This is a genomic window from Nocardia sp. NPDC005745 (assembly GCF_040630775.1).
GTDB lineage: Bacteria > Actinomycetota > Actinomycetes > Mycobacteriales > Mycobacteriaceae > Nocardia.
Genome location: NZ_JBEXYF010000025.1, coordinates 40,043 through 53,522 on the forward strand (window position 1 = coordinate 40,043; position 13,480 = coordinate 53,522).

11 protein-coding genes are annotated in these 13,480 nt (G+C 70.5%); 3 read left to right on the top strand and 8 right to left on the bottom strand.

Annotated features, from left to right (window positions below):
• The first annotated feature begins 210 nt into the window (after positions 1-210).
• Positions 211-3,132 carry a circularly permuted type 2 ATP-grasp protein gene (locus ABZ420_RS24565; protein WP_357126933.1) on the top strand — a complete coding sequence of 974 codons (2,922 nt, stop codon included), beginning with the start codon at positions 211-213 and terminating at the stop codon, positions 3,130-3,132.
• Positions 3,129-4,040: a transglutaminase family protein gene (locus ABZ420_RS24570; protein ID WP_357126935.1), complete on the top strand. Its 912-nt coding sequence runs from the start codon at positions 3,129-3,131 to the stop codon at positions 4,038-4,040. The genes ABZ420_RS24565 and ABZ420_RS24570 overlap by 4 nt, the downstream gene beginning before the upstream one ends.
• Positions 4,041-4,100: 60 nt before the next feature.
• Here ABZ420_RS24570 and ABZ420_RS24575 read toward each other — a convergent pair whose 3' ends face one another.
• From ABZ420_RS24575 to ABZ420_RS24610, 8 genes are all read right to left on the bottom strand, one after another.
• Positions 4,101-5,021 (bottom strand): hypothetical protein, encoded by a 921-nt coding sequence (locus ABZ420_RS24575; RefSeq protein ID WP_357126938.1) that lies wholly within the window; start codon positions 5,019-5,021, stop codon positions 4,101-4,103.
• An 840-nt stretch (positions 5,022-5,861) separates the two neighbouring features.
• Entirely contained in the window at positions 5,862-6,305 is a 444-nt protein-coding gene (locus tag ABZ420_RS24580; protein WP_357126941.1) for a MerR family transcriptional regulator, read from the bottom strand.
• Positions 6,302-6,646: a hypothetical protein gene (locus tag ABZ420_RS24585; protein WP_357126944.1), complete on the bottom strand. Its 345-nt coding sequence runs from the start codon at positions 6,644-6,646 to the stop codon at positions 6,302-6,304. Before ABZ420_RS24585 ends, ABZ420_RS24580 begins: the two co-directional genes overlap by 4 nt.
• Before the next feature lie 105 nt (positions 6,647-6,751).
• Positions 6,752-7,456, bottom strand: a complete 705-nt coding sequence (locus ABZ420_RS24590; RefSeq protein ID WP_357126947.1) for a glutamine amidotransferase — start codon at positions 7,454-7,456, stop codon at positions 6,752-6,754.
• On the bottom strand, positions 7,453-8,691 hold the full coding sequence (locus ABZ420_RS24595; protein WP_357126950.1) for a MurT ligase domain-containing protein: 1,239 nt from the start codon (positions 8,689-8,691) through the stop codon (positions 7,453-7,455). The genes ABZ420_RS24590 and ABZ420_RS24595 overlap by 4 nt, the downstream gene beginning before the upstream one ends.
• Positions 8,692-8,756: 65 nt before the next feature.
• Positions 8,757-9,380 carry a pyridoxamine 5'-phosphate oxidase family protein gene (locus tag ABZ420_RS24600; RefSeq protein ID WP_357126953.1) on the bottom strand — a complete coding sequence of 208 codons (624 nt, stop codon included), beginning with the start codon at positions 9,378-9,380 and terminating at the stop codon, positions 8,757-8,759.
• Positions 9,381-9,456: 76 nt separating this feature from the next.
• The gene (locus ABZ420_RS24605) at positions 9,457-11,229 is read right to left on the bottom strand and encodes an FAD-dependent oxidoreductase (protein ID WP_357126956.1); all 1,773 of its coding nucleotides are present in this window, start codon (positions 11,227-11,229) and stop codon (positions 9,457-9,459) included.
• Positions 11,230-11,464: 235 nt separating this feature from the next.
• Positions 11,465-12,415 carry an EamA family transporter gene (locus ABZ420_RS24610; RefSeq protein ID WP_357126959.1) on the bottom strand — a complete coding sequence of 317 codons (951 nt, stop codon included), beginning with the start codon at positions 12,413-12,415 and terminating at the stop codon, positions 11,465-11,467.
• Positions 12,416-12,517: 102 nt separating this feature from the next.
• On the opposite strand from ABZ420_RS24610, the gene ABZ420_RS24615 reads away from it, so the two are divergent.
• A complete protein-coding gene (locus tag ABZ420_RS24615; RefSeq protein WP_357127091.1) occupies positions 12,518-13,453 on the top strand; it encodes a LysR family transcriptional regulator in 936 nt (311 codons plus the stop codon).
• The last annotated feature ends 27 nt before the right edge of the window (positions 13,454-13,480 follow it).

The following is a 13,480-nucleotide window of genomic DNA, read 5'->3' on the forward strand; positions in this document are numbered from 1 at the left end:
TCGGTGATACCACCGGCTCGGCGGTCGCGGTGGGACCCCGCCCCGTGTGTCGCCGTGTCCGCGGCAGGTGCGGCCACGCCGCGCGGGCTGCCGGTTCGCCCGGTGCCGGGGCCGCGACATGCGAAAATAGTCACACGGCCCGCCGGGCGCGGACCGCCCGGAGCGTTCGACGACCGTTGGTACGGATGGCGCGGAAGCGAGGTCGGCGCGGTGACGTTGCGCGATGAGCGGCGGGAGACCGCGACCGGCGCCACGGTGCGCGAGCAGTTCGCGCGCTACCGCTCGGAGGGCGCCGAAACCGCCGCCTACGACGAATGCGGCGCGCCCGTCGCGGGTTACTACGACGAACTGGTCGACGCGGACGGCAACGTGCGCCGGATGTGGTCGGAGCTGTCGGCCGACTTCGCCGAACTCGGCGGGGACGGCCTCGGCAGGCTGGACAGCCGGGTGCGCAGGCTGATCGATGACGACGGCATCACCTACCTCGAGGTCGGCGCAGCGGCCGAAACCCCGGCGCCGTGGCGCCTCGATCCGATTCCCCTGCTGGTCGCCGCCGACGACTGGACCGGGCTGGAGGCCGGGTTGGAGCAGCGCTCCCGCGTGTTCGACGAGGTGCTCACCGATATCTACGGGCCGCGCAGGACGCTCGGCTCGGGACTGCTCGCGCCGGAGGCCGTGTTCGGCAACCGCGGCTACGTGCGGGCCGCGCACGGCATCACCGTGCCGGGGCGGCACCAGCTCTTCCTGCACGCCTGCGATATCAGCCGGTGGGGCGACGGGCGGTTCCGGGCGCTCGCCGACTGGACGCAGGCGCCGTCGGGCGCCGGATACGCGCTGGCGGACCGCAGGGTGGTCTCGACCGCTGTCCCGGAATCGTTCGAGCACGCCAATCCGCGTCCGCTGACGCCGTTCGCCAGGGCGATGCGATTGATGCTGATCGAATCGGCGCCGACCGACGACGACGAGCCGGTGATCGTGGTGCTCAGCCCAGGCGTGCACTCCGAGACCGCGTTCGATCAGGCGTATCTCGCTTCCACGCTCGGTTTTCCGCTGGTGGAGAGCGCCGATCTGGTGGTGCGCGACGGCGCGCTGTGGATGCGGTCGCTGGGCACGCTGAAGCGGGTGGACGTCGTGTTGCGCCGGGTGGACGCCGAATTCTCCGATCCGCTCGATTTGCGGCCGGATTCACGGCTGGGCGTGGTGGGACTGGTCGAGGTACTGCGGCGCGGCGCGGTGACGGTGGTGAACACGCTCGGCAGCGGGCTGCTGGAGAATCCCGCGCTGGCCGGTTTCCTGCCCGCGCTGTCCCGCGCGCTGCTGAGCGAGGACCTGCTGCTGGAGAGCGCGCCGTCGTACTGGGGTGGGCACCAGCGGGAACGCAAGCACTTGATCGCGCAGCTGGACAAGCTGATCCTCCGCTCCGCGGTCGACGGGGCCACGCTGTTCGGTCCCGAACTGAGCCGGGATCAGCGCGTGGAGCTGAAGGCCAGGATCGATGCGGACGGGTGGCAGTGGGTGGGCCAGGAACCGGCGCAGTTCTCCGTCACGCCCGCCATCCGCGATCACGACGGCCTCGGTGCGGCTCCCGTCGGCATGCGGTTGTTCTCGCTCGCCCACCGGGGCGGCTACACCGTGATGTCCGGTGGTCTCGGCCAGCTGCGTCAGCGCACGCCCGATCGTGCCGCGCGCAAGGTCGCCGCCAAGGACATCTGGGTACGGGCGGCGCCGACGGCCGCCGCCGCGATCAGCACCGAGCCGCCCCGCGAGCGCGAGCGGCGCACCGCCCCTACCGTGGCGGCGATCAGCTCACCGCGCGTGCTCAACGACCTGTTCTGGATCGGCCGTTACGGCGAGCGCGCGGAGGACGCCGCCCGTCTGCTGATCGCCACCCACGAGCGCTACCAGGAGTTCCGTTATCGCCCCTGGCTGGAAGGCGCCGAGGCGCTGCCGATCCTGCTTGCCGCCCTCGGCCGGGTCACCGCAACCGCGGCTCCGACCGAGGGATTGTTCGGTCCCGAGGTGCGAGCCCTTGCGCCGCAGCAGAGTTCGGCCGATCGCGGCACGAACGCGCCGGGCGGCGCCGTCGACGGGGGAGTCGCGCGATACGGCGACGAGCGGGCGCACGCCGGGGCCGGCTCGACCGCGCATGCCGAAGGGCAGCCGAGACCCGTTCCGGCACTGCCCGGTGCGGGAGGAGCCGCCCGCGAGGAAGCCGTTGCCGGTGCCGATGCGCCTCCGGTCGCGGCCGGCGTGGAGGCCGTCGCCGGGCGATCGGACAGCGACGAGCCGACGAGCGCGGCGGAGGACGGCGCGCCGCAGGTGCCCGGCGCGTCCCGTGCCGGTCACGACTACCTCGTCGCGCTGACGATCGACCGGGAGCTGCCCGGATCGCTGGCCTTCGCGATCGACCGGTACGGCAATGCCGCGCGCGCCGTGCGCGACCAGTTGTCGGTGGACACCTGGATGATCCTCGGTGCGGTCGACCGCGCGCTGGCCGGTTATCCGGCCGGGGTGGACGACCTGGAGGCGGAGTTGTCGGACGTGCATTCGCGCACCCTGGCCGGGCTGCTCGCGCTGTCCGGGATCGACGGCGAGTCGCTGATCCGCGACACCGGATGGCACGTCCGGGACATCGGCAAGCGCATCGAGCGCGGCCTCGCCATGACCGCGTTGCTCTCGGCCGCGCTGACCAAGCGGTATCCGGAGCCGACCGAGCGAGAAGTGACCGACTGGGTGTTGCGAGCCACCGAGTCCTCGGTGAGTTACCGCAGGCGGCATCAGGATTCGGTGCGCCTGTCGAACGTCGCCGAACTCCTGCTGTTCGACACCGCCAACCCGCGATCACTGGCCTACCAGCTGGAACGGCTGCACGCCGATTTCCACGCGTTGCCCGGCGCTTCGGCATCCTCGCGTCCGCAGCGGCTGCTCGCGGACGCACGCCGCATGCTGCGCCGCCTGGACCCCGACGACTTGGAGGTCACCGACTCCGACGACCGGCGCACCGAACTGGCGGATTTGCTGGAGGGGGTGCACTTGCGTCTGCGCAAGGTATCCGAATCCTTCGAGACCACGACGCTCTCGCTGCCGGTCGGCATCCAGCCGCTGTGGGGTAGCGCGCAGGTTGTCGAATGACCGGCCCGGGCGGTGCGGTGCGCCGCTATCAAGTGGAGCATCGCACCAAATACTCGTACTCGAGGGAGGTCACCAATTCGTACGGTCGCGCGTACCTCACGCCGCGTGATTTGCCTGGTCAGCGACTGCTGTACCACGACATCCGGATCGACCCGGCTCCCTCGGACCGGTCGGTGGGCGCGGACGTGTACGGCAACGTCACCTCCTACTTCCACGTCACCACCGAACATCGTGCGCTGACCGTCGTCGGCGAATCGCTGGTCGAAGTCGACGCCCCCCTTCGGGATGGCGGCCCGGCCGCCGAACCGTGGGAGAAAGCGCGGCCGACCGGTGCGAACGGACCGTTCGCCGTGGAGTTCGCCCTCGACCTGCACCCGCCGGAGATCACCGCGGAGGTCGCGGCGTACACGGCCGAATCCTTCCCGCCGGGCAGGCCGCTGCTGGACGCGGTGGCCGAGCTGAACACGCGTATCCACGACGACTTCGCCTACCGTTCCGGCGCCACGACGGTGTCCACCCGGGTGGCCGACGTGTTCGCCGCACGCGCAGGCGTCTGTCAGGACTTCGCCCGCCTGGCCGTCGCCTGCCTGCGGTCGCACGGCCTCGCCGCCCGTTATGTGTCCGGCTACCTGGCCACCGATCCGCCGCCGGGCAAGGAGCGGATGGTCGGCGCCGACGCCACGCACGCCTGGGCGGCCGTGTGGACACCCGCCGCGCACGGATCCGACCGCACCGGCCACTGGCTCGACCTCGACCCCACCAACGACCAGTTCGGCGACGAGCGCTACATCACCGCCGCCTGGGGCCGGGACTACGCGGACGTCCCTCCGCTGCGCGGCATCATCTACACCGACGCCAAGGACAGCACGATCACCGTTTCCGTCGACGTCACCGAGATCGGAATCTGACCGGCCCACGTGAGTTCGACATTCGGTCGGCGATTCGTCGGACACGCACGGAGTGCGCGGCTACGGATGATCGGGTTGTTTCGGGGCGCGTCGCGGTGCGAGGTCGATGCGGATGTTGTCGGAGGTGGTGATGACGAAGACCCGGTCACCGCGTTCTTTGTCCCAGTCGGCGGGGATCAGGAAATAGCGGTCGTCGGCGCGCGCGAGCAGCAGGAGTCCGCTGTACTGATAGCGATATCTGGTGTCCGGCAGCGTGATCACGTCGATTCTGGACTTTCCGCCTGCGATGGCGAGTCGGTCGGCACTGAACACCACGACCGCGGGCTGATGCCCGAGACCACGGTTCTCCTCCTCGGTCGCGCTACGGCTGCCCTGCACGCCGGCGTAGTACCCGATGGCCCAGAATCCGGCGAGGAAGGCCAAACCCAATAACGTGACCAGCAGGGGTACCGACCCACGGGGTGGGGAGTCGCCGGGTCGCCGGTAGAGCAACCGGTGGTAGGTGGTGGACAGTTCCTGGGCGTACCAGATCAATGCGACGCCGGTGATGAGCATCAGCGGCAGGCCCAGACTCATCCAGCTGGGCAACTGCTTACGCAGCACAAGCCCTGCCGCGACCCCGGTGCACAGCAGCACCCCGGCGACAGTGACTGCCCGCACCCACAGCCGCAGCGCCCGCCGCGGCCGTCCAGTGCGCATGACCGCTACGAGCGGAACCTGCCGCAGTGCGAACACCGCGGCAGCGATCAACAACGCCAGCACGACCGGGAAGAAGGCGCCGTCGAGGCTCTTGATGACGTAGTCGGACACGCTGAAGTCCAGCAGGCGAGCGTCGATTCCGAAATGCCCGTACCAGGAGCGGGTGTACACCGACCCGACGTAGTAGAGCACCGCCAGGGTCAGGGTCGCTTCCGATGTCGCCACCACGAAAGCCATCGCGCGCCGAGACGGTGACGTCTCATCGGTGCGCGCGCTGCTCATCGCGACGGCGTAGTGGCAGGGGGACTGGTGAAGGGGGAGGTCGGGGGCGTGGTGAGCCGAGCCCCTTCGTCGGGCGTGGTCGCCCCGATATCGGCTGTCGTGGGCAAGCTTTCGGTCAACGGGACGGCTGTGAGTGATACCGAGGTCTGGGGTACGTTCGCCGAGCCGGTGTTTCGGGCCGACTGAGACTGGATCACCGTTACCGTCGGCTGGTCCGCCGACGTCGGCACGGGTTCGGTAGTCGATATCGGCGGCGCCGCCGCTGATGACGTCGGCACAGTTGTGGTTGTCGGGCTGGGAGCGGGCTCGGGTGTGCCGCAGGCGACCAGGCACAAACCCAACGCGACGAGCAGTGGCGCCGAACGCATCAGTCCCCCTCGCATCTGGAGAATCAAGCGATTGTCCCACGAACTCGTTGTGTCGGCGGGGTTCTGAATACCCGGAGCGGGCGCCGATTCCGGGCCACCCTGCGCCACAACCACCAGCAGGCGCAGCCGATCTCGGCGCGGCGGCGACCAGGGCGGACAGCGGAACCGAAAGGGTGATGGCCGCCGAGCTTACGAATCGGGTTCGGGGTGCGGTGGGCAGTCGCATCCCGAAGCCGTGCAGGCGGTCGAGGTTTCGGTGCGCCGGGTGCGGGTCCGAGACCACGACAGTCCGATCACCCCGGCGGCGCTGAGGGCGAGGCCGAGCTGTGCCGGCCAGGACAGACTCACCAGTGTGATCCCTCCGCCGAAAACTCCGGCGGCGATCAGAACAGGGGCCAGGCAGCACCCGAGGCACAGGAGCGCGCCCAGTCCGATGGCGCCCACCAGCGCCGTGTCCTGGGGTTCTCAGTGGTCACAGTCGCCTCCCATAACCCGCAGCGTCGCTGTTCAGGGTGTCGAAAGGCACTGGGCAGCAGGGGCTCTCGCTGCAGGCGATCAGGTCGTCGCATCCGGCCGCGAGTGCGGCGCGCAGGGTGTCGCGCACCGCGGTCAGCTCGGCGAGTTTCGCGTCGATCTCGGCCAGCTTGGCCGTGGCGCGGGCCTGCAACCCGGCGTCGGCGCGGCGGCGGCCGAACCGGGTGGCGGCCAGCAGTTCGGTGACCTCGTCGAGGGTGAACCCGAGCCGCTGGGCCGCTTTGATCACCCGCAATACCGTGACCGACCGCTCCGGATACAGTCGATGCCCACCCAGGGATCGCCGTGGTTCGGCGAGCAGCCCGCGCCGCTCGTAATACCGCAACGTCTGGGCGTTCACTCCCGCCGCCGCGGCCAGCTCGCCGGTGCGCAGGCCGGTCACCTCCGGCCGCCGATCGAGGCTTCCACCCGCGCGGCGAGCGCATCGAGGACCTCGACCTCGGTGTCGGGAACCTCGATGTGCATCACCGGTCCGGCATCGGCGGTGCCGAAGCTGAACGCGAAGAACGAGCAGCAACCCGATTCCCGGGCGGCGAGATCACGGCCGACCGGTTCGGCGTCGGCGTCCAGCAGCAGATCCAGCCGCGTGCGCGCGGGCCGGCGCGCACCCCGCACCGAGTCGGCGAAGAACCGATCGAACTCCGCGACCCGGACAGGCTGCTCGACGGTGGGCAAGGTGCATGACTCCGGCACCCAATCCCCAGAGGAAGGCGAAACCATCATGTGGCCACGGTAAGCCTGTACCCGGGTACAGGATGCAACCCCGGCCGGCGGAATGGGGCCCGCCTACCACGCGTCGACGTGCGCACGGAGCCGGACGGGGCGAGATCAGGCGCGCAGACGCTCCCGGCGGAGCTGATCGACCTCGGGGAGGTCGAGGGGAGCCAGCTCGGTGACGCCGAGGGCACGAGTCAGCAGCAGGTCGGCGAGTTCGGGGTTGCGGGCCAGCGCAGGGCCGTGCATGTAGGTGCCGATCACCGAACCCTGGACGACGCCCTCCAGCCCGTCGCCGACGCCGTTGCCGACGCCACGGGTGACGCGCGCAAGTCCGTGCGCTTCACCGCCGAGTTTCGTACCGCCACGGTGGTTTTCGAAGCCGGTGAGCGCCGCGGTGAGCCCGTCGAGCAGCGGTGCGGTGGTCACCTCGCCGATCGCGCGTTCGGCCTGCGGCGAGGTGGTGACGTCGATCAGGCCGACGCCGTCCACCCGCTCGCCCACCGAGGTTTCGTACCACTGGCCGAGCACCTGGATGGCCGCGCAGATGGCCAGCACCGGAGCGCCTTTCGCGGCGGCGCGCTGCAAGCCGGGATAGCGTTGCAGGTGCCGGGTGGCCAGCCGCTGGGCGGAATCCTCCGCGCCGCCCAAGGTGTAGATGTCCAGGGAATCCGGCACCGGGTCGGACAGCGTGATCTCCACGATCTCGGCGTCGTAGCCGCGCATGCGCAGTCGCTGGCGCAGCACGAGGGCGTTGCCGCCGTCGCCGTAGGTGCCCATCACGTCCGGCAGCACCAGGCCGATGCGAACAGTGCTCATGATGCCTGCTCCTCGAGGTCACGGTTGAGATCGCGGAACGCGGTGTAGTTCGCCAGCACTTCGACGTGGCCCGCGGGGCACGACGCGATGGCGCGCACCGGATCGGGCACCAAGGTGTGCTCCACGCCCGCGTAGGTCAGCCGCACCGCCAGGTCGGTGGCGCGCTCGCCCGCGGCCACCACCTGGACGCCTTCGAAGTGCTCGAACCGCACGTCCCACAGCCAGGACAGGTCCTCGCCGTCGGGCACCTGGCCGTTCACCGCGATCACCAGACCCGCGGAGGTCGGCTCGATCATCGACAGCGCCTCCTGCCAGCCTGCCGGATTCTTCGCCAGCAGCAGACGCGCGTCGTGCTCACCGACCTGCACGGTGCGGTAGCGGCCCGCGATCTCGCGGACCGTGCCCGCGGCCGCGACGGCCTGCTCCGCGTCGGCGCCGAGTGCGACGGCGGCTGCCACCGCCTGCGCCGCGTTGCCGCGATTGGCCCGGCCCGGCAGCGCGAGCCGCAGCGGGAACCGCGCGTCCTCCGGCCCGACCAGATCGTCCCCGTCGAGCCACCAATCCGGTTCGGGGCGTTGGAAATCCGCACCGGTACTGCGCCAGTGCGTGCCCTCCCAGACGATCGGCTCACCGCTGCGCGGGCAGCTGGTCGCGTCCATCGCCCAGCCGCTGCCCGCGGACACCCACACCACGTTGGGGTGGTCGTAGGCGATGGAGGTGACCAAGACGTCGTCGCAGTTGGCGACCACCACGGTGGCGGGGTGCCGGGCCAGCCCGGCGCGCAGTTTGCGCTCGATCATGTTGATCTCGCCGACCCGGTCGAGCTGGTCGCGGCTGAGGTTGAGCAGCACCACCGCCGAGGGGTTCAGGGAATCGGTGACGTGCGGCAGGTGCAGTTCGTCCACCTCGATCGCGGCCAGCGGCGCGCGCCGGTGCGCGTTGAGCGCGGCGACGATGCCCGCGTCCATGTTCGCGCCGTCGGCCTGGGTCGCGACCGCGCCGAGGGTGCTGAGCGCGGCGGTGGTCATCCGCGTGGTGGTGGACTTGCCGTTCGTGCCGGTCACCAGCACGGTGCGCCGCTGCCGCCCCAACTGGTCCATGACGGTCGGATCGATCTTCAACGCGATCAGGCCGCCGATCATCGAGCCCTTGCCGCGACCCGCCTTCTGCGAGGCCCAGGACGCCGCTCCCGCCGCCGCCAGCGCGAGCCGTCCGCGCACCGATATCTCTGCCACGTCGCGAGTCTATGTTCGCCCCGCGCTCCGGGCGCGCCGCGGGCGGGTGGCGTGGGCCACGCGGCTCAGTCCCGGTAGAGCTTGGCCGCGTAGTTCTCCGCCGAGTAGTAGCGCTCCAGTTCCTCCACCGTCTCGGTTACGTTCGTCTGCACCTCTTTGACCAGGCACGCAGCGCTCGGCAAGGTGTCCTCCGGCCACTGCTCGGGCTCCCACAGGTGGCTGCGCATGAACGCCTTGGCGCAATGGAAGAAGATCTGGTCGATATCCACCTCGACGGCGAGGATCGGGCGGTGCCCGCGCACCACCATGTCGTCGAAGTACGGCGCGTCGCGCACCAGCCGGGCGCGGCCGTTGATCCGCAGCGTCTCGCGGCGGCCGGGGATCACGAACAGCAGGCCGACATGCGGGTTGGCCAGGATGTTGAGGTAGCCGTCGGCGCGCCGGTTACCGGGGCGCTCCGGCACGGCGAGGGTGGTGTCGTCGAGCACCCGCACGAACCCGGCCGGATCGCCTTTCGGGGAGGCGTCGCAGTTGCCGTTCGCATCGCTGGTGCTCATCACCAGGAACGGGGAGGCGGCGATCCACTCCCGGTCCCTGGCGTGCAGCGCGGCCCGCTCCTTGGTGGCGGTGCGCGGCGCGACTTCGCCGAGCAACGCCCGTAGCTCCGCCGGGTCGGTGATCTCGCTCATGATTCGATTCAAGCACCGCCCCCGCGGCGATGGCGATCGAATCCGGTTCCGGCGAAGGGGGATCGGTCACATACGTTCAGACCGGCATGTCGAACAGGTTCGGCTGCCCCGCCGCGTAGCGGTCGGCGTCGATCCGGCGCAGCGGCTCCAGTTCGGGCGCGCGGAAGAGGGTGTACGTCCGGCAGCGCTCCGCGTTCGAACCGGCCACGTCGAGCAGCGCGTTCACCGCGGCGCGCGCGGACTCGTTGGCGCCCTCCATGGTCGCGAGGTCGACATTCGTGCGGACGTAGTCGCCTGCCAGGAAGAGGTTTTCCAGGGCGCCGTGCGCCTGCGGACGGTACTCCCACGACCCGGCGGTGTTGATCAGCAGCGGGTCGGCGTTGGCATTGCGCCGCTGCCCCTCCTGCCAGGTGATGCCCGGGTCGAGGAACCAGGAGTGCAGGTCGGCGTCGCCCAGCACCTCGCCGCGGTCGTCCAGGTGCGCCCGGATCTGCGCCCACGCCTCGCGCGCGATCTCCTCGTGCGTGCACTCCTTGGCCGGTTTGCCGAACAGGATGCCGGGGGTGTTCCAGTCGGAGATGTCCACCGACAGGCAGTCCCGCACAGCGCCGTCGCCGAACTCGGTCAGCTTGCGGCGCCACAGCTGGTTCTGGCTGATCGAGGTGAGCGACCACGGCGCGTCGATATAGGCGGTGTGGCCGCGCGAGATGTCTGCCGACCTGCGCAGATAGAACTGGATGCCGTTCATCCAGTCGGTGACGAGGTTGTCCATCCCCGCCAATTCCGGCTGGACGTCGAGCACCTGCGGCGACCACAGGGTGCGCGCTCGTTCGGCGGGCAGCGCGACGACGAAATAGTCCGCCTCGATCGTGCGCTGCGCGCCGGTTTCGTCGACCACGCGGGCAGCGACGATCCTGCGGTCGCGCACCTCCAGCTCGCGCACCTCCGTGCCGAGCGCGAACTCCGCCCCGAGTTCACGGATCCGCCGCATCCACGGCTCGATCCAGACCGCGGTGGTCGGGCCGTTGAGCACGCGGTCCAAGCCGCCGTCGTTGCCGATCCCCATCGGATTGCCGAGGAACTGCTCGCCCATCGTGCCGATGGTGCGCACGCTCGCCACGTTCTCCTTCGCGGCGACCATGATGCTGGTCAGCGTGCGTGAGAGCAGCGCGCGGAACTCGTGCGAGCGGGCGTGGCCGCCGACGAAATCGTGCCAGGAGGTGCGCTCCCACTGGCCGACGCGGCGGGCATCGCAGCTGGTGTTGAAGACCAGCAGGCGTTCGGCGAAGTAGATGCCCTCGTCGGGGGGCATCTTCAGCGCGGTCGACAGCGCCGCGCCGAGCGTTTCGCGGAAACTGTCCGGTGCGAATTCGGCGCGGGAACGCGGACCGAGCGGGACGCGGAAGTCGTCGCCGCCGCGGCGGGCGAATCGCGCTTCCGGTACAGCGACGAGGTTGTCCCATACGCCGTTCGCGTTGCCCGGGAACGGGATTCGGCGCATGGTGTCGGGCACGTGCTGATAGAAGCCCGGAAAGAAGCGGAAGCCGTGTTCACCGGGCAGGTCCGGTCGTCCTTCGACTCCGGTGCCCGGTACGCCGACGCTGCGGGCTTTGCCGCCCCACGCGCGCTTTTCGTAGACGGTGACCTGGAATCCGCGTTCGGCGAGCTCGTGCGCGGCGGTGAGACCGGCGACACCGCCGCCCAGCACCGCGACCCGCCTTCCGCCGGGATTCGCCGCGCCCGGCGCCGGTCGCACCGCACCCGCCGCCAGCGCACCCGCTGCCACTCCCGCCACGACCGTGTTACGAAGCAGTGTTCTTCGCGATACGGTCCATCGATTTTCTGCCATGCGCCGCTCTGTTGCTAGAACCGGGACCAACTTCCACGCCGGGCACTACTGTAAGGCGGCAATTCGAGGATCTCGCACCGACCCCGCGAAGCGATCGGTGCGACGTGCGGAACTCGTGCGACCGAGCACACGCGAGCACTTCCGGGTCCTGGGCGGCGCCGACCAGGTCGCGTGGGTCCTTCGGCCCCTGGCGTCTGACGTCGGCGGTGGCCCCGGATCGGGGCGCGACCGCATGTCAGGCCGGGTGGCCGCAGTCGGCCGGCACGGGGGCGCTCGGTGCCCCGGTGCGGACGTCGGCCGTCATGGCCCGCGGCCTGCTCGACGTGGCGGCGAACGCGCCTGTCAGCACCACTACGCCTCCGACCAGCGACAACGGGGTCGGTGTCTCGCCGAGTGCAATCCAGGCGGCGGCGATCCCGACGACCGGAACGAGCAGCGAGAACGGCGCGACCAGCCCGGCGGGGTAGCGCCCGAGCAAGTAGGTCCACAGTCCCGTGCCCACGACGGTCGCGAGACCGGCGATATAGGCGAGAGCCAGCAGCGCGGGCAAACCCTCGGCTGTGCACGACTCGGCGAAGGCGCGAGCGCCCGTTGTCGGCCCTTCGGCGACCATGGACAGCGCGAACAGCGGCACCGGCGGCACGGCGGTGGTCCACAGCATCAGATGCAGCGGGTTGACGCCCGGGGTCTCGGTACCCGCCGAGCGCGCGCCGATATTGCCGAAAGCCCAGCCGAGTCCGCCCGCCAAGGTGAGCAGCACCGGGAGCAGGGTCGCGTGTTCCAGCCGGTCCCAGCCGATCACCGCCATGCCCGCCACCGCCACGGCGATCCCCGCGACCTGCGCCGGGCGTATCCGCTCACCCAGCAGCAGCGTGCCGAGCAGCACGGTGAACGGCGCCGAGGACTGCAGGACCAGCGAGGCCAGCCCGGTCGGCATGCCCACCCGCATCGCCGTGAACAGGAACGCGAACTGCAGGATGCCGAACCCGGTGCCGTACAGCAGGATCCAGCGCATCCGCACCGGAGGGCGCGGAACGAACAGCAGCGCGGGCACCGCGAGCACCGCGAAGCGCAGCGCCGCGAAGAAGAACGGGGGGAAGTGGTCGAGCCCCACCCGGATGGCGAGGAAGTTCAATCCCCAGAGCAGGACGACGGTCAAGCCGAGCAGGCGGTCGCGGTTGGTCACGCACTACATCGTGCGGCTCGCTAATCATCAGAACAATCGAATAATAGTGTATCAATAATGTAGTCTCGCTTAATGGATTACCCGGTCACATCCGGTCCGCCCATGGCACTGGAGCGGCTGCGGGTGCTGCGTGAACTGGCCGATCGGGGCACCGTGGCCGCCGTCGCGGCGGCGCTGTCGATGACGCCTTCCGCCGTCTCCCAGCAGCTCAAGGTGCTGGCCAGGGAAGCGGGCGTGGCCCTGCTCGAACCCGACGGCAGACGGGTCCGGCTCACCGACGCGGGCCGCGCCCTCGTGGTGCGCGCCGACGAAGTGCTCGCGGCGATGGATCGCGCGGTCGCCGAGATGGCGCACTATCGCGGTTCAGCGCGCGGCCGGGTACGCGTCGCGGTGTTCCCCTCCGGGGGCGCCCTGCTGCTGCCGCATGTGCTGCCCGGCATGGTGGACAGCGGTGTCGAGGTGGTCGCGCGGGACGAGGACGTGCCACCGTCGGAGGTGGCGCGACTGCTCGCCGACTACGACGTGGTCCTGACCCACCGCGACGAACGCGCCGCGCCCATCGCCGATCCGCGCGTCGCGACCCGGGTGCTCATGCGCGAGCCGATCGATGTCGTCGCGGCGCCCACGCATCGGCTCGCGGGCCGCTCGGCTGTGACGCCGGAGGAGTTGGCCGACGAGACCTGGCTGAGCGTGCGGGGCGGATTCCCCGTCGACGACGTGCTGCGCTCGATCGCCACCATGACCGGCGTGCAGCCGCGCATAGCGCAGCGCCTCAACGATTTCCGCGTCATCGAGACCTTGGTCGCCGTCGGCTACGGTGTCGCGCTCATGCCGCGCTACGCCGTGGGCCACCCCGACCTGGCGGTGCTGCGGCTGTCCGGTGTGCGTGCCGCCCGGATGTACGAACTGGCCACCAGGCCCAGGGCCGAGGCCCGTCCGGCGATCGCGGCCGTGCTCGCGGCGTTCGAATCGGCCGCCACGTCGGCGACGGCCGATTCCGGAACGCCGCACGGAAAAGGCGCCGCCGCCCGGGCGTAGCTCCGGGCGGCGGCGCCGAGTCGGCCG

Bases quoted from the DNA above. Each gene is read 5' to 3' on its own strand.
- ABZ420_RS24605 (WP_357126956.1), bottom strand. From the start codon at position 11,229: ATGGCAGAAAATCGATGGACCGTATCGCGAAGAACACTGCTTCGTAAC.
- ABZ420_RS24590 (WP_357126947.1), bottom strand. From the start codon at position 7,456: ATGAGCACTGTTCGCATCGGCCTGGTGCTGCCGGACGTGATGGGCACC.
- ABZ420_RS24585 (WP_357126944.1), bottom strand. From the start codon at position 6,646: ATGATGGTTTCGCCTTCCTCTGGGGATTGGGTGCCGGAGTCATGCACC.
- ABZ420_RS24570 (WP_357126935.1), top strand. From the start codon at position 3,129: ATGACCGGCCCGGGCGGTGCGGTGCGCCGCTATCAAGTGGAGCATCGC.
- ABZ420_RS24600 (WP_357126953.1), bottom strand. From the start codon at position 9,380: ATGAGCGAGATCACCGACCCGGCGGAGCTACGGGCGTTGCTCGGCGAA.
- ABZ420_RS24615 (WP_357127091.1), top strand. From the start codon at position 12,518: ATGGCACTGGAGCGGCTGCGGGTGCTGCGTGAACTGGCCGATCGGGGC.
- ABZ420_RS24575 (WP_357126938.1), bottom strand. From the start codon at position 5,021: ATGAGCAGCGCGCGCACCGATGAGACGTCACCGTCTCGGCGCGCGATG.